Source organism: Neorhizobium sp. NCHU2750, assembly GCF_003597675.1.
GTDB lineage: Bacteria > Pseudomonadota > Alphaproteobacteria > Rhizobiales > Rhizobiaceae > Neorhizobium.
In genome coordinates this window covers 3,388,895-3,405,000 of the sequence record NZ_CP030827.1, presented here as the reverse complement: position 1 = coordinate 3,405,000, position 16,106 = coordinate 3,388,895, and the positions used below count along the sequence as shown (strand labels likewise).

Below are 16,106 nucleotides of genomic sequence, written 5' to 3'. Positions count from 1 at the left end.
TTGGTGTCGAGATGGCGGGTCCATATCCTTTGAAGAAGTAAAAGTTTGCATCGCTTCGATGAAGCGCATGCCTGTTCTGCAAAAATCGTGAAGAGAAGATTGATCTGGAGGCTTCCAGGTCTGGGATTTACCGCAAGGTAGGCCTGGGTTTGAAGCCGGTCCTTATGATGTCGTTGATGGCCTAGCCGGCCGGACACGAAAGAGGGATCGGTGGAGATAGGAAGCTTGTCACTCTGGTCGGTCGTTGTTTGAACCTTCGGGTTCATCTGATGACTTATTGATGTCCGGTTGCTAACCGCACGGACCCGGATTTAATCTCGAGAAGCTGGTCTTATGATCAGACGCAAGTAGGTCGCTCGGCGTGACCTCGATAAAGCGATCTGATCGAGAAGAACACGTCGATGTCATCATGAGATGGCGGGGTTGTAAAAGGTAGCCCTGCTGCTGCTCGTTTCTGACGAAACGGCAGCTAGACTGATGAGCATTGGCAATGAGAACGATTAAGTGTCGTAAGGGCATTTGGTGGATGCCTTGGCATGCACAGGCGAAGAAGGACGTGATACGCTGCGAAAAGCCGTGGGGAGCTGCGAATAAGCTTTGATCCATGGATCTCCGAATGGGGCAACCCACCTTAAATACCTAGAAAGTTTAAGCCGTGTTTAGGCACGGTTTAGGTTTCTAGGTATTGTTATAAGGTATCTACACCTGAATACATAGGGTGTTAGAAGCGAACGCAGGGAACTGAAACATCTAAGTACCTGCAGGAAAGGACATCAACCGAGACTCCGCAAGTAGTGGCGAGCGAACGCGGACCAGGCCAGTGGCAATCAGGAATAAAGCCGAACAAGTTGGAAAGCTTGACTATAGTGGGTGACAGTCCCGTAGGCGTAGAACACTGATTGTCCTTGAGTAGGGCGGGACACGTGAAATCCTGTCTGAACATGGGGAGACCACTCTCCAAGCCTAAGTACTCGTGCATGACCGATAGCGAACAAGTACCGTGAGGGAAAGGTGAAAAGCACCCCGACAAGGGGAGTGAAATAGAACCTGAAACCGGATGCCTACAAGCAGTCGGAGGGCGCAAGCCTGACGGCGTACCTTTTGTATAATGGGTCAACGACTTAGTGTAACTAGCAAGCTTAAGCCGGTAGGTGTAGGCGCAGCGAAAGCGAGTCTGAACAGGGCGTTCAGTTAGTTGCATTAGACCCGAAACCGAGTGATCTAGCCATGAGCAGGCTGAAGGTTGGGTAACACCAACTGGAGGGCCGAACCCGCATCTGTTGCAATAGATTGGGATGACTTGTGGCTAGGGGTGAAAGGCCAATCAAACTCGGAGATAGCTGGTTCTCCGCGAAATCTATTTAGGTAGAGCGTCGACCGAATACCCCAGGGGGTAGAGCACTGGATGGGCTATGGGGACTCACCGTCTTACTGATCCTAACCAAACTCCGAATACCTGGGAGTACTAGTCGGCAGACACACGGCGGGTGCTAACGTCCGTCGTGAAGAGGGCAACAACCCTGACCTCCAGCTAAGGTCCCCAAGTCATGGCTAAGTGGGAAAGGATGTGAGGATCCCAAAACAACCAGGATGTTGGCTTAGAAGCAGCCATCATTTAAAGAAAGCGTAACAGCTCACTGGTCTAAATAAGGGTCTTTGCGCCGAAAATGTAACGGGGCTAAAGCCATGCACCGAAGCTGAGGATGTGGATTTATCCACGTGGTAGCGGAGCGTTCCGTAAGTCTGTGAAGGGGGACCCGTGAGGGCCCCTGGAGATATCGGAAGTGCGAATGTTGACATGAGTAACGACAAAGAGGGTGAGAGACCCTCTCGCCGAAAGACCAAGGGTTCCTGCTTAAAGTTAATCTGAGCAGGGTTAGCCGGCCCCTAAGACGAGGCAGACATGCGTAGTCGATGGGAACCACGTTAATATTCGTGGGCCTGGTGGTAGTGACGGATCGCGTAGCTTGTTCATTCTTATTGGATTGATTGGGCAGGGAAGCGGTTCCAGGAAATAGCTCCACCGTTATAGACCGTACCCGAAACCGACACAGGTGGTCAGGTAGAGTATACCAAGGCGCTTGAGAGAACTATGCTGAAGGAACTCGGCAAATTGCACGCGTAACTTCGGAAGAAGCGTGACCCCTTTTTACGCAAGTGGATTGGGGTGGCACAGACCAGGGGGTAGCGACTGTTTATCAAAAACACAGGGCTCTGCGAAGTCGAAAGACGACGTATAGGGTCTGACGCCTGCCCGGTGCTGGAAGGTTAAGAGGAGGGGTGCAAGCTCTGAATCGAAGCCCCAGTAAACGGCGGCCGTAACTATAACGGTCCTAAGGTAGCGAAATTCCTTGTCGGGTAAGTTCCGACCTGCACGAATGGCGTAACGACTTCCCCGCTGTCTCCAGCATAGACTCAGTGAAATTGAATTCCCCGTGAAGATGCGGGGTTCCTGCGGTTAGACGGAAAGACCCCGTGCACCTTTACTATAGCTTTACACTGGCATTCGTGTCGGCATGTGTAGGATAGGTGGTAGGCTTTGAAGCGGGGACGCCAGTCTTCGTGGAGCCATCCTTGAAATACCACCCTTATCGTCATGGATGTCTAACCGCGGTCCGTCATCCGGATCCGGGACAGTGTATGGTGGGTAGTTTGACTGGGGCGGTCGCCTCCGAAAGAGTAACGGAGGCGCGCGATGGTGGGCTCAGACCGGTCGGAAATCGGTCGTCGAGTGCAATGGCATAAGCCCGCCTGACTGCGAGACTGACAAGTCGAGCAGAGACGAAAGTCGGTCATAGTGATCCGGTGGTCCCGCGTGGAAGGGCCATCGCTCAACGGATAAAAGGTACGCCGGGGATAACAGGCTGATGACCCCCAAGAGTCCATATCGACGGGGTTGTTTGGCACCTCGATGTCGGCTCATCGCATCCTGGGGCTGGAGCAGGTCCCAAGGGTTTGGCTGTTCGCCAATTAAAGCGGTACGTGAGCTGGGTTCAGAACGTCGTGAGACAGTTCGGTCCCTATCTGCCGTGGGTGTAGGAATATTGACAGGATCTGTCCCTAGTACGAGAGGACCGGGATGGACATATCTCTGGTGGACCTGTTGTCGTGCCAACGGCATAGCAGGGTAGCTATATATGGAAGGGATAACCGCTGAAGGCATCTAAGCGGGAAACCCACCTGAAAACGAGTATTCCCTATCAGGGCCGTGGAAGACGACCACGTTGATAGGAGGCGTGTGGACGTGCAGCAATGCATGAAGCTTAGCCTTACTAATAGCCCGATTGGCTTAATCGCTCTCATTGATCAATGCTCATCATCGCCGCTTCCGCGGCGACGATAAGCCTTAAACCTTGTCCTGACGGCGTACGCATCCTTCGGATGCTGCCTGCGGACGGCCCGCCGAACGATCGGCGACGGCCTGAAGGCCTGTATGGGTGCCAAAAGCATCGATGCAGACTGCAAAGGTTCATCTGACGTGTTCAATCAATCACTCTTCGAGTGAACCAGCTTCTCTTCACATTGCCCTTAAATGACCTGGTGGTTATGGCGGGGCGGCCGCACCCGTTCCCATTCCGAACACGGCCGTGAAACGCCCCAGCGCCAATGGTACTCCGTCTTAAGACGCGGGAGAGTAGGTCGCTGCCAGGTCTTTTAAAGGCAATGAATGCAACACGCATGAAAACAATCTTCTCAACACATCTCGGCCCAAGCCGAAACTCCGATTGGGCCGCCTAAAGCGGCCCTTTATTGTTTGCAGAACGAAATAAATGAAGGTTGGCCCACAGGCTTCGGCCGGTGCCCACCTTACAGGAGACAACGAGCTCACCTCGTTGCTTCGGCAGAAAGCATCACAGCATAGCTGTGACGCTACCGCGATAAATCCCATAGGGATTTACGCTTGGCGCGGGGTGGAGCAGCCCGGTAGCTCGTCAGGCTCATAACCTGAAGGCCGCAGGTTCAAATCCTGCCCCCGCAACCAATCTTTCCTCAAAGACAAGTCATCGCCAGCGCGACGACTCATCCGCACGTGAAAGTCGTGACCCGGCGCCAGCGCGGTTTGACCTGAGTCCCTTAATTTCCTCCAGATCTTGGTCGAGTCCGTCATATCAAGGAGACAGCCCGAATGATGCATTCGCGGCTCGCGGCTCACGGCTCACGGACAAGCGGTCAATCGGGATATTGAAAGAACAGGAGAGGGGCAGGCGGACGGCCGATGTCTGCCGCACGCACGGGATATCCGGGGCGACCTTCTAGACATACAAGGCGAAGTTCGGCGGCGTGGAGGTGTGTGCTGCCCGCAAGCTGAAGGTTTTGGAAGACGAAAATGCCAAGCCGAAAAGCTGCTGGCCGAGATCATGCCGGACAATGCCATTCTGAAAGATGTCGCTTCAAAAAAAATGGTGACGCCCGATGTGAAGCGGGACGCAGTGGCGCAGGCCTGCAAACAACATGGGGTGAGCCCGTGAACCGCCACAGGGTAAGCGGGCAGCTTTCAAGGCTTTGACCCGCCCTCAGGCTTTGGTCGGCTCAGTCGAAGGCGGTAGGATTGGATCCGCATAGGCTTGAAGCTTTAATCCAAAAAGGGAGACCAGCATCATGAACCACATCTGTTCCCCGGTCAGGAATGCGCTTTCAAGACAGCCGAGGAACACTGAAAATAGCCAGCAGTGGATGAAGAGGCGTGTCAGTGAGGGTTCGGTTTTCCGTTTAATGGCGATACCAATGTGACGGCACGGTAGGATCACCATCCATAGCAGCATGAGCACCAGCAGAGGCCAGCCACCGTGGAGTAACAGTTCGAGATACCCGTTGTGGGCACTCGCGGCCATCACAGCCCAGTTTTTCATCGCAGCTTCGCCCCTGTATACGGCGTCGCTGCCCCAGAACGATTGAAAACCATAACCCGTCATCGGACTATTCGATATGGCGGATATCGCGATCCGCCATATCGCGGCACGATCGGTAAAGGTCGCATCGATACCGTTCGATTTCAGGAAGGCTTGCATCGACCGCGAAACAGCCGCTGATATCAAGATATAGTTCATCAAAGCTAATGTGAGGCCGACGACGAAAAGGCGGAAATGACCGGCCCGTTCGAAGAACCATGTAGCGAAGAGGATTGCTGGCAGCATGGCAGCGGCTGTTTTTCCTCCGGTTTTCCAAAGAAAGACAGCTGATAGAGTGACAATGAGCAATCCAAGCCCGGCCGAGCTCCGTGTGCGAATGAATAGTCCTAGAAACACACAATAGACCATCGCGGCCGCGGCGGTGTTTTTGTGAAGGAAAAAGCCACGCCAATCGCCAGCAAGGCCGATTTCAACCGCATCACTTGCTTGATGAATCGCCCGGCTCGGTAAGATCAATACCCCCAAATAGCATAGGGCGAGCATAAACAGCAGACAAATGCCCATCAGTCTTGCAAAGTGCTCGCTGTTGCGCGGCAACAGGAGAACCCCGCAGGCGCATACGCAAGTCAGCAGAGCATATATCAGACGGCGCAGCGCAAACAGCGGGTCAGGCGCGGCAAGGCTCGTGATCGCCAGCCAAAGGAAAATAACGAGTAAGAAGCCGAGAAGTTTGACGGCCAGATGTACTGCTGGGTTAAACGTCAGCATGGCAATCACGGACAATGAGATGCTCATCATCACGAGCTGGTTAAGGGGGTTGGAACTATTGACCGGCAGGGAGGCTCGTTCAGCAAGGCTTGAGAAAGGCGAAAGCCCGATCCAGAAGTAAAGGATGATTACGACAAAAAGTACTGATGATGCCAAGTGCCCTATCGCGATCTGATGGCTATCGGAATTGTCGTCCAAGATGTGGTGTAGTTCAGAACTCATGATGCTTGCACGGTCCATTGGTTCTGCCTAAGACTTAACCTATGGGTTGTTTCAAGCGGATGCAAAGTAAACCGTTTGTTATCCCTAATCGCCATCTTCAGCTGGTGATCTCTTCTAGGATCCCGCCAGCCATCGCGGTCACATCCTCCAAATCTTTCCCCAGCCTCCGATGGTCGTGGCACGGCCGTGACGGCCGGCCATGCCTATGCCGGCGGTCTCCAGTATCCGGTGGCCGGCCGTCGAGTGTTTATGATCTGGCTGAGCCGGGGCATTGCAGTTTCGCGGCAGCGGATAGCGCGCATCATTTGACTATCCTGTCCATTGATCCGCAAAAGCGGAACTTGCCGGCCATCTACTGACCGTGGCGCTGGAGATCGGTTTTATCGACAATGGCCACCAGTGCCCGCAGTCGGTCAAGCAGCGGATGTCGGCGCATGCGCTGACCTGTTCAGCGCGGTCGTCTGACTGTTCCGTTGGTTCCGGATTTCCGGCGGTTTTCGGAAACCGCCTCAGGTTAGGCGTTCTCCGTTGACCCGATGTTGAGCTATCGCAATCTCTATTGGCTCTCAGAGCAGCCCGTATTTGCGCAGGGCGTCTGCGATCTTTGCATCCTGCTCGGGATTGGGCAGGAGCGCCGGCTGGCGGCTTGCGCCGACCGAGGCGTCCTGCAGGTAGAGTGCGCGTTTGACCATGGCAGGCGGAAAGCCATGGGCATAGAGATCGGTGCGGAAGGCCGTATAGATTGCCTGCTGGCGCTCGGCTTCCGCAATGTCGCCGGAATTGAATCCGCCGACAATGCCGGCCAGCACCTTCGGCATGGCATTGCCGAGACCGGAAATGCAGCCTGCCGCGCCGTTCTGCAGCGACCAGAGAACGAGGTGATCCGGTCCGGAATAGACCTCGAAGCCCTCGACTTCCTTCGATACCTGCAGATAGGCTTCCAGCGTATCCTGCGCGCCGCCCGAATCCTTGATGCCGGCAATGTTGCCGTGGGTGGCGAGCTTGCGGGCGGTTTCCGGCTCGATATGGTTCTGGGTGCGGGCGGGGATATCGTAGAGATAGATCGGCGTCTTCACCGCATCCGCGACGGTGGAGAAGTGGCGGATCAGGCCATCCTGCGTGCAGGCGATGAAGAAGGGGGTGATGACGGCAATGCCGTTGACGCCGATGCGGTCGAATTCCTTCGCCAGTTGCAGCGTCTCGAAGGTCGCCGGCATGCCGGCATTGACGATGACATCGACCTTGCCGCCGACTTCATCGACCACTTCTTCCAAGAGCCTGATCTTCTCCGAATGGGTCAAGGCGCTGAAATCGCCATTGGTGCCGGCGCACATGATGTTGTTGCCGGCGGCGACCTGACGGCGCACCTGGGCACGGGTCGCCTCGAAATTGATGGTCTCGTCGTCGTTGAAGCAGGTCACGATCGCGACGAAGGCTTTCTTGGTCATCATTATACTCCGGTAAGCAATCTATGGATCAGGAAACGGCGGCCAGCCGGGCATTGCGGTTGGCGGCCTGGATATCGGGGTCGGGATCGAGGCTCGCCGCAAGCAGCGCCTGGGTATAGGGCTCGCGCGGATTGTCGAAGACCTCTGCGACGGTGCCGAATTCGACCACCTCGCCTTTCTGCATGACCATGACGTAATCGGCGAAATCGCGCACCAGCGGCAGGTCGTGGGCGATGAAGATGAAGGCGATGCCCATTTCGCGGCGCAGCTTGTCGAGAAGCGTGATCACCTGCGCCTGCACCGACACGTCGAGCGCGGACACCGCCTCGTCGCAGACGATCAGTTGCGGCTCGAGCGCAAGGGCGCGGGCAATGGCGATGCGCTGGCGCTGGCCGCCGGAAAACTGATGCGGGTAACGACCCATATGCTCGGCGGAAAGGCCGACCTGGCCGAGCAGTTCGGCAACGCGTTCGCGCCATTTCGCCTTGGCCAGGATGCCGGGATGGATGACCCAGGCCTCCGAGATCAGCTGGAAGACGGTCATGCGCGGATTAAGCGACTGGGTCGGGTCCTGAAACACCATCTGCAGGTCGCGCCGGAGCTTGAACAGGTCTGACGGCGACATGGTGAAAAGGTCCTTGCCCTTCCAGTGGGCGGTGCCGCCATCCGGTTCGTCGAGCCGCAACAGGATGCGGGCCAGGGTGGACTTTCCCGAGCCGCTTTCACCGACGACGGCGACCGTCTCGCCGGCCTTCAGATCGAAGGAAATGCCTTTCAGGGCCTCGAAGCCGCCGTAGAACTTGCGCGCATCCCTGACGCTGAGGATCGGTTCGCCACCCGCCTCAGGCTCATGCATGTCGCCTTTGCCGGGGGCTGCGGCGATCAGCTTTTTCGTATAGGGGTGCTGCGGATTGCGATAGACATCGCGCACCGTGCCGCTTTCGACGAGCTGGCCCTTTTCCATGACGACGACGCGGTCGGCCACTTCCGAGACGACGCCGAGATCGTGGGTGATGATCAGCACGCCCATGCCGGTTTCGCGCTGCAGCTCCTTCAACAGAGCGAGAACTTCCGCCTGCACCGTCACGTCGAGTGCCGTCGTCGGTTCGTCGGCGATGAGGAGATCGGGTTTCAGTGCCAGCGCCATGGCGATCATGACGCGCTGGCGCTGGCCGCCGGAAAACTCGTGCGGATATTTGTCGAGCGCCTTTTCGGGGTCTGGCAAGGCCACGCGCTTGAACAGGCGCAGCGCCTCCTTTTGAGCCTCTGCGGTGCCGATACCATGGGTCTTCAGCGCCTCGCGCATCTGCCAGCCGACGGTATAGACCGGGTTGAGGTGGCTGAGCGGATCCTGGAAGATCATGGCGATGCGACGGCCATTCACCTCGCGACGGGCTTCGGCGCTCATCGTCAGGAGATCCTTGCCGTCGAGCAGGATCTCGCCGGAGGCAATCCTGCCGGGGGGCATGTCGATCAGGTTCATGATCGCCGACGAGGAGACCGACTTGCCGGAACCGCTTTCGCCGAGAATGGCCAGCGTCTCGCCGCGGTCGAGATGGTAGGAGATGTTGCGTACGGCGTGGACGATGCCGCCTGCGGTGTGGAAATCGACGGAGAGGTTGCGGACCTCAAGCAGATGGTCAGCCATGTTTGGCTCCTTTCATTTCCAGGCGCCAGCGCTGGACGGGGTCGAGCGCGATACGCAGCCAGTTCGACAGGAGGTTCAGGGACAGGGTGGTGAGGATGATCGCCAGGCCCGGCCAGAAGGATAGCCACCAGGCATTGGTGAGATACTGGCGGCCTTGCGAAATCATCAGGCCCCAGGTGATTTCCGGCGGCTGGATGCCGATGCCGAGGAAGGACAGGGCGCTTTCCGCCAGCATGACATAGGCGAAATCGAGGGTGGCGAGCGTCGTCAGCGTCGGGATGACGACCGGCAGGATGTGGCGAAAGAGGATGCGGCTGCTCGATGCGCCCATCACCCTTGCGGCCTGCACGAACATGCGGCTCTTGATTTCCAGCACTTCGGCGCGGGTGGTGCGCAGGTAGACGGGAATGCGGGTGATCGCCAGCACGACCATCAGGTTCACGATCGACGAGCCGAGAATATAAAGGACGATAACGGCGACGAGCAGCGAGGGGAAGGACATGATGACGTCGGCAAGGCGCATGATCACCTGGCTGACGCGCTCGGAGGAGAAGCCGGCGATCAGGCCTAGAAACGTGCCGATGATGGCCGACATGCAGACGGCGCCGGCGGCGATCATGATGGTGTTCTGGGTGGCGACGATGATGCGCGGCCAGAGCGGACGGCCCAGCGCATCGGCGCCGAGCCACATGTACCATTCGCGGGAGAAATCGAAGGGGGCGAGGTTGCGGCCGCGCAGGTTCTGCTTGGTGGCAAGTTCGGTCAGCCAGGTCGGGCCGATGATCGCCATGACGATGACGAAGACGAGGAAGATCGCGGCACAGAGCGCGAACTTGTCGGCCCAGAGCATGCGCGCCATGCGCCGGACTGCGCCCGGTTCGCTCGTGGTCTTGTCGTCGTTGGTGGTGGATTGGATGGCCATGGTCATGTCGGTCCTCAGTAGCGGATGCGCGGATCGAGAAGCGCATAGGCAAGGTCGATCACGAGGTTCATGAGGAAGATGGCGAAGGCGGTAACGAGGATTGCCGCCAGCACGACGTTGAAGTCACGCTGCAGGATACTGTCGATCATCAGCTTGCCGACGCCGGGGAAGCCGAAGATGGTTTCAATGACGACCGCGCCGTTCAACAGGCTTGCAGCCTGATCGCCGATGACGGTGATGACCGGCAGCATGGCGTTGCGCAGCGCGTGAACGAAGATGATCGGCCCGGACTTGACGCCCTTGGCACGGGCCGTCTTCACATAGGCGGACGAGAGGGCGGAAATCATCGAGCCGCGCACGACCTGAACGATGATGCCGAAGGGGCGCACGAAGAGGACGCAGATCGGCAATATCCAATGCGACACTGTTCCGGTGCCCGAGGTCGGCAGCCAGGAAAGCTGGATGGCGAAGACGACGATGGCGACGATGGCGAGCCAGAAATCGGGAACGGATGCGCCGATCAGCGAGAGCATCGAGGAGAAGCGGTCGAAGAAGCCGCCGGTGCGGAAGGCGGCGAGCGAGCCGACGACGATCGCGGCAGCGGTGACGAGCGCCATGGTGATGACGGCGAGGCAAAGGGTCCAGCTGAAGGCTTCGAGTACCACATCGAGCGCGGGGCGCGCCTTGCGCAGGGATTCTCCGAGATCTCCCGTCAGGACGTTGCCGACATAGTGGAGGAACTGGATCAGGATCGGCTGATCCAGCCCGTGCAGGTGGCGGAATTCAGCCTTCATCTCGGCCGAGGCCTCGACCGGGAGGAAGAGGGATGCCGGGTCGCCGGTCAGGCGGGAGAGGAAGAAGACCATGACCAGCAGCCCGACCAGCGAAATCAGGCTGGCGAGGGCGCGTTTGCGGATGAATCTGAGCATTTTGACCTCGATCTTGCTGGCCTCGATCTTGCTGGAATGGACGGCGAGATCCGTGCCGCCCATTTCGCTTCGATTGGGGCGGTCGCAACCGCCCCCGGTTAGGGCGGCCGCTTACTGCTTGATGCCGATTTCGGAGAGCTGCAGCATGCCGTTGGTGGCGATGCTGGGCTTGAAGTCCAGCCGTTCCGAGACGCGGGAATAGCCGACCATGTGGAAGAGCAGGACATCGGCGACCACATCGTCATGCAGGTAGGCGATCAGCTGCGACCAGAGCTTTGCGCGTTCGTCGCCGGTTGCCGCCGAGGCGCGCTTGATCAGGTCGTCGACCTTCGGGTTGGAGAAGCCGGACTGGGTGCCCTGGCTGTCATATTTGAAGAACATGGTGAAGGAGGGGTCGCCCTTGGAATTGTCGTGCATGGCGGCGACGATGATCGGGCCACGACCTTCCTTGAAGGGCTTGGAGTAATAGACCTCGTGTTCGGCGACCTCGACGAATTTCAGGTCGATCTTGAAGCCGACATCCTGCAGCTGAGCCTGGATGGCTTCCATGATCTCGGTGACGTTGGGGAAGTTCGCGGTGCGGGCGACGATGGTGATCGGGGTGTCGACCGGCACGCCATCGGCCTTGGCTTCGGCGAGAAGTTTCTTGGCCTGTTCGGGGTCATAGGGGAATACCTTGACGTCCGGGTTCCAGCCGAGCGTCGTCGGCGGCACGAGCGCGGTGGCGAGGACAGCATCCTGCGGGACAAGCGTTCCGAGAAAGGCCTTGCGGTCGATCGCGAGGTTCAAAGCCTTGCGGACACGGACATCGTTGACCGGCGCGATATTGTGGTCGAGACGCAGATACACGGTCTCGCTGTCGAGATAGGAGAAATCGGTCTTGGGGTTGGTTGCGTCGGTCTGGGAGATCGACGGCGCGAGATCGGCTTCGCCGGCCTGGACCATGGCGGCGCGAACGGCGGGATCGGCACGGAACAGGTAGGTGGCCTTGGTCACTTCGGGCTTCTTGCCCCAATAGTCGTCACGGGCCTGGAGCACGATCTGCTGGCCCGGCGTCCAGTCCGTCAGCTTGTAGGGGCCGGTGCCGACCGGCTGGCGAATGAATTCGAGCGAGGTGCCGTCGGGCACGATGGTGACGAGCGACATCAGGAGCGGCAGGATCGGCTGGACCGGATCCGCCTTGAAGTCGATCGTGTAGTCGTCGACCACCTTGACGTCGAACTTGATGCCGCCGAAATAGCGGCGCGATTCGCAGACATTCTTGTCGCTGAAAATACGATCAAAACTGTATTTGACGTCCTTGGCAGTGAAGGGCTTGCCATCGGAGAATTTCACGCCCTGGCGCAGGTGAAAGCGCCAGGCGCCGTCGGCCGTCTGCTCCCATTTTTCCGCCAACCGCGGCATGACGCCCTTCTTGCCGCGCACATCGAGCTCGGTCAGCGTCTCGCTGACATTTTCCATGATGATGCGGCCGATATTGGAACGGGTGGCCATGCAAGGTTCAAGCAGGTCCGCCTCTTCTGCCAGCACGATCTTGATATCGCCGGATGCGGCGCGGGCCGGCGACATGCCGGCGCCGATGGCCAGAACGGAGCCCAGAAGCGCTCCAAGCACATGCGAAAACTTCATATCATTCTCCTCCCTCTGGGGGCGCCCGTGGCGCCTGTCGCTGTTCATCTCGCGCCGGCCTTTCAGCTTCGCGGTCCGAAGGCATTCCTCCTGAAGCCCCTGGCGTCGGGAAGGATGCCTCCGTCCTTCCCGACGCCATGTACGAGCTGGGACAGACCATCGGATTTCTCACCAAGTTTGTCAAATTAAATTATTCCTAAGCTCGATTTGTGCAAATTCAATTTCGATAAAACCATTCAATTTCATATAGATATGTCAGCGTTTGGCGGCGTCAATGGCAAGTTTCGGATTTTTTGAAACTTGACAACTTTGTTATTTCGGTGATTTTCCTCTGCACAAGAGGAGACCTTGATGACGCCTGAAGAGATTGCAAATGTGATGACCGGGAGGATCGGTGCGGCCGGTCGCGGACGCGAGGAGGCGATGCTTGCGTCGCCGATGATCCAGAACCATGCATCCTTCCTGCATCTGGAAAATGACGGGACGCTGATCTGCGCCTGGTTTGGTGGCACGCTGGAGGGGAAGTCGGATATCTCGATCTTCGCCTCGGTGCTGTTGCCGGGCGCATCGCAATGGGGCGAGCCGCAAAGGCTGAGCGCCGACCCCGATCATTCCGAGCAGAACCCGGTGCTGTTTTCCGTTCCGGGTGGCGGATTGCTGCTGTTTCATACGTCGCAGCCCTCCGGCAACCAGGATGAATGCCGCATCCGCATGGTCGAGATCATGCGCGACGGTGGCAGCCCGACAAGGCTTTCCACCGGTGAGGAACGATATCTCGATCTGCCGCGGGGCTGCTTCGTTCGTGCGCCGCTGACGGTGCGCGACGATGGGGCATGGCTGCTGCCGATCTTTCGCTGCATCCAGCGGCCGGGCCAGAAGTGGAACGGTAGCCATGACCGGGCGGCGGTCGGCATTTCTATGGATCAGGGGCGGACGTGGCGGCTTGCGGATCTCGACCGGTCCACCGGCTGCGTGCATATGAGCCCGGTTGCGGCGGGTGAAGGCAGGCTTGCCGCGCTCTTCCGTCGCCGGCAGGCGGATTTCGTCTATCGCACCGAAAGTGCGGATGGCGGACGCACATGGTCGGTGCCGCAGGCGACGGATGTGCCCAACAACAATTCCTCGATCGCCGCAATCCGGCTTGCGGATGGCAGGGTCGCGATGATCTGCAACCCGACCAATGCCGCGCTTTCCAACGATCGCCGTGCCTCGCTCTATGATGAGCTGGGCGAAGAGGACGATCGTCCCGATGCCGATCCGGATGGCGGCTGCGTGCCGATCTGGGGTGTGCCGCGCGCGCCGGTCAGCGTCGTCATCTCCGATGACGGGGCAAGGAGCTTTGTGCAACGGATCGTCATCGAGGAGGGGCCGGGCACCTGCCTGTCGAACAATTCCACCGATGGGCGCAACAAGGAAATGTCCTATCCCTGGCTGCTCGAGGGAGCCGACGGCAGCCTTCACATCACATACACCTATCACAGGCGTGCCATCAAATATGTGCGGCTGGCGCCCGGTTGGGCCGATGCTGCGGCGGGAGATAAATCATGAGCAATATCATCGGTATCACCATGGGTGACCCCTGTGGCGTGGGGCCGGAGATCACGGTCCGGGCGCTGGCCGAAATGGCGGATGCGGATCGCGCCGCGACGCGGATCTACGGCAACCTGCCGACGCTTGAGGCCGCGCGCGCGGCACTTAACATCGAGATCGATCTTGCGCCCTATGTCGTCGATCTGCCGATCGAAGGCGCGCCATTGCCCTGGGGGAAGTTGTCGCCTGTCGCCGGCGATGCGGCCTTCCGCTTCATCGAGAAGGCGGTGCGGGATGCCGAAGCCGGCGTGATCGGCTGCGTCGTCACCGCACCGATCAACAAGGAAGCGCTCAATCTCGCGGGCCATCACTATGACGGCCATACCGGCATGCTGCGCAGCCTGACGAAATCGGCTGCCGCCTACATGCTGCTCGCGTCGGAAAAGCTGAAGGTCATCCACGTTTCTACCCATGTGTCGCTGCAGGAAGCCATTCGCCGGGCGACGACCGAACGGGTTCTGGCAACGATCAGGGCCGGCAACGAGCATTTGAAGCGCACCGGCTACGAGCGCCCGCGCATCGCGATCGCCGGGGTCAATCCCCATTGCGGCGAGAACGGCCTTTTCGGCACGGAGGATGACGACCAGATCGCGCCCGCCGTTGCCGCGGCACGGGCCGAGGGTATCGATGCTTATGGCCCGATTTCCGCCGATACGGTGTTCCACCGCGCCTATTCGGGCGCCTTCGACCTGGTTGTGGCACAGTATCACGACCAGGGGCATATCCCGATCAAGCTCGTCGCCTTCGATACGGCGGTCAACGTCTCCGTCGACCTGCCGATCGACCGCACCTCTGTCGATCACGGCACCGCCTTCGACATTGCCGGCAAGGGCATTGCCAATCACGGCAACATGAATTCCGCCATCGCCTATGCCCGCAAGCTGGTGGCCGGTTCGAAGGGAGGAAAGGTATGAGCAGCGCTCCCGTCATCACACTGCATCAGCCGAAGCGGCTGGTCGTCGGCGCCGGTACGATCGGCGAGGTAGGGCCGTGGGCCGGCGAGGTTGCCTCGACGCTGGTGATCGCCACGCCGGTCACCGCCGGTTTCGTCGATCGCTTGCAGCTGCCGGGCAAGGTTGCCCTGTTCGATGCCATTCCGGGCGAACCGGAAATTGCAACGCTCGATGCGGCACTTGCCGCAGCGCGGGCGGCAAGGCCCGATCTCGTCGTCGGGCTCGGCGGCGGCTCGGTGATGGATGTCGCCAAGCTCGTGGCTGCACTCTGGGATGGCGATCAGGGGCTTGCCGATGTTGCGGGCCCGAACAGGGTGGCGGGCCGCCGCACGCGGCTGGCGCAGGTGGCGACGACGGCGGGCACCGGTTCCGAAGCGGGTATCCGGTCGCTGATCACCGATCCGGTCAAGGGCAGCAAGATTGCGGTCGAAAGCCCGCATCTGATTGCCGATCTTGCCGTGCTCGATCCGGAACTGACCTATTCGGTGCCGCCGGCGGTGACGGCTGCGACGGGTGTCGATGCGATGGCGCATTGCGTCGAGGCGTTTACCAACCGGCGGACGCATCCGATGATCGACGGGTTTGCCCGCATGGGTTTCCGTCTGGTCGGCAAATATCTTGCCCGTGCGGTCAAGGATGGTTCAGACCGCGAGGCGCGCGAAGGGCTGATGCTGGCCTCCTATTATGGCGGCATCTGCCTCGGGCCGGTCAATACGGCGGCAGGCCATGCGATCGCCTATCCGCTCGGCACGCTTCTGCATCTGCCGCATGGGCTCGCCAATGCTATCGTGTTTCCGCATGTCCTGGCGTTCAACCAGCCGGTCGTGTCCGAGAAGACGGCGGAAGTGGCCGATGCACTCGGGCTCGGCAAGGGGTTGTCGCAAACGGATCTCAGCGGCGCGGCGCATGGATTCTGCGCCGGGCTCGGTATCGAGATGTCGCTTGCGAGACACGGCGCAGCAGAAGCCGACCTGCCGCGCTATGCCGCCGATGCGCATGCCATCCGCCGGCTGATGGACAACAATCCGGCCGAGATGAGCGTCGAGGACGTTCTCTCGATCTACAGAGCCAGCTTCTGATCGCTGGTTTTCGGTCAGCGGTTTATCGAGGAGGAAGGGCGGTGCGAGCGATCGCGCCGCCTTCTTGT

9 protein-coding genes, 1 tRNA gene, 2 rRNA genes and 1 pseudogene are annotated in these 16,106 nt (G+C 59.2%); 7 read left to right on the top strand and 6 right to left on the bottom strand.

What is annotated here, in order from left to right:
• Nucleotides 1-498: 498 nt before the first annotated feature.
• The 4 genes and pseudogenes from NCHU2750_RS16480 to NCHU2750_RS30955 form a co-directional block, all read left to right on the top strand.
• A 23S ribosomal RNA gene (locus NCHU2750_RS16480) occupies nucleotides 499-3,297 on the top strand.
• A gap of 239 nt (nucleotides 3,298-3,536) precedes the next feature.
• Nucleotides 3,537-3,651 (top strand): 5S ribosomal RNA (gene rrf / locus NCHU2750_RS16475).
• A 254-nt stretch (nucleotides 3,652-3,905) separates the two neighbouring features.
• A tRNA-Met gene (locus NCHU2750_RS16470) sits at nucleotides 3,906-3,982 on the top strand.
• A 191-nt stretch (nucleotides 3,983-4,173) separates the two neighbouring features.
• Nucleotides 4,174-4,463 (top strand): annotated as a pseudogene (locus tag NCHU2750_RS30955) (transposase); the annotation flags it as partial.
• Nucleotides 4,464-4,514: 51 nt separating this feature from the next.
• On the opposite strand, the gene NCHU2750_RS16465 reads toward NCHU2750_RS30955, so the two are convergent.
• From NCHU2750_RS16465 to NCHU2750_RS16440, 6 genes are all read right to left on the bottom strand, one after another.
• Nucleotides 4,515-5,858: an O-antigen ligase family protein gene (locus NCHU2750_RS16465; protein ID WP_119941502.1), complete on the bottom strand. Its 1,344-nt coding sequence runs from the start codon at nucleotides 5,856-5,858 to the stop codon at nucleotides 4,515-4,517.
• Nucleotides 5,859-6,406: 548 nt separating this feature from the next.
• Nucleotides 6,407-7,288, bottom strand: coding sequence for a dihydrodipicolinate synthase family protein (locus NCHU2750_RS16460; protein WP_119941501.1), 882 nt, complete (start codon nucleotides 7,286-7,288; stop codon nucleotides 6,407-6,409).
• A gap of 28 nt (nucleotides 7,289-7,316) precedes the next feature.
• Complete coding sequence (locus NCHU2750_RS16455) at nucleotides 7,317-8,936, bottom strand: ABC transporter ATP-binding protein (protein WP_119941500.1); 1,620 nt, start codon at nucleotides 8,934-8,936, stop codon at nucleotides 7,317-7,319.
• Nucleotides 8,929-9,858 (bottom strand): ABC transporter permease, encoded by a 930-nt coding sequence (locus NCHU2750_RS16450; RefSeq protein WP_119943431.1) that lies wholly within the window; start codon nucleotides 9,856-9,858, stop codon nucleotides 8,929-8,931. Before NCHU2750_RS16450 ends, NCHU2750_RS16455 begins: the two co-directional genes overlap by 8 nt.
• Nucleotides 9,859-9,872: 14 nt before the next feature.
• Nucleotides 9,873-10,787: an ABC transporter permease gene (locus tag NCHU2750_RS16445; protein WP_119943429.1), complete on the bottom strand. Its 915-nt coding sequence runs from the start codon at nucleotides 10,785-10,787 to the stop codon at nucleotides 9,873-9,875.
• Between the two features lie 111 nt (nucleotides 10,788-10,898).
• Entirely contained in the window at nucleotides 10,899-12,416 is a 1,518-nt protein-coding gene (locus NCHU2750_RS16440) for an ABC transporter substrate-binding protein (protein ID WP_119941499.1), read from the bottom strand.
• Nucleotides 12,417-12,767: 351 nt separating this feature from the next.
• On the opposite strand from NCHU2750_RS16440, the gene NCHU2750_RS16435 reads away from it, so the two are divergent.
• The 3 genes from NCHU2750_RS16435 to NCHU2750_RS16425 are packed head-to-tail and all read left to right on the top strand — an operon-like array spanning nucleotide 12,768 to nucleotide 16,038.
• Nucleotides 12,768-13,964 (top strand): sialidase family protein, encoded by a 1,197-nt coding sequence (locus tag NCHU2750_RS16435; protein ID WP_119941498.1) that lies wholly within the window; start codon nucleotides 12,768-12,770, stop codon nucleotides 13,962-13,964.
• Nucleotides 13,961-14,920 carry a 4-hydroxythreonine-4-phosphate dehydrogenase PdxA gene (pdxA, locus tag NCHU2750_RS16430; protein WP_119941497.1) on the top strand — a complete coding sequence of 320 codons (960 nt, stop codon included), beginning with the start codon at nucleotides 13,961-13,963 and terminating at the stop codon, nucleotides 14,918-14,920. Before NCHU2750_RS16435 ends, pdxA begins: the two co-directional genes overlap by 4 nt.
• Nucleotides 14,917-16,038 (top strand): iron-containing alcohol dehydrogenase, encoded by a 1,122-nt coding sequence (locus NCHU2750_RS16425; protein WP_119941496.1) that lies wholly within the window; start codon nucleotides 14,917-14,919, stop codon nucleotides 16,036-16,038. Before pdxA ends, NCHU2750_RS16425 begins: the two co-directional genes overlap by 4 nt.
• The last annotated feature ends 68 nt before the right edge of the window (nucleotides 16,039-16,106 follow it).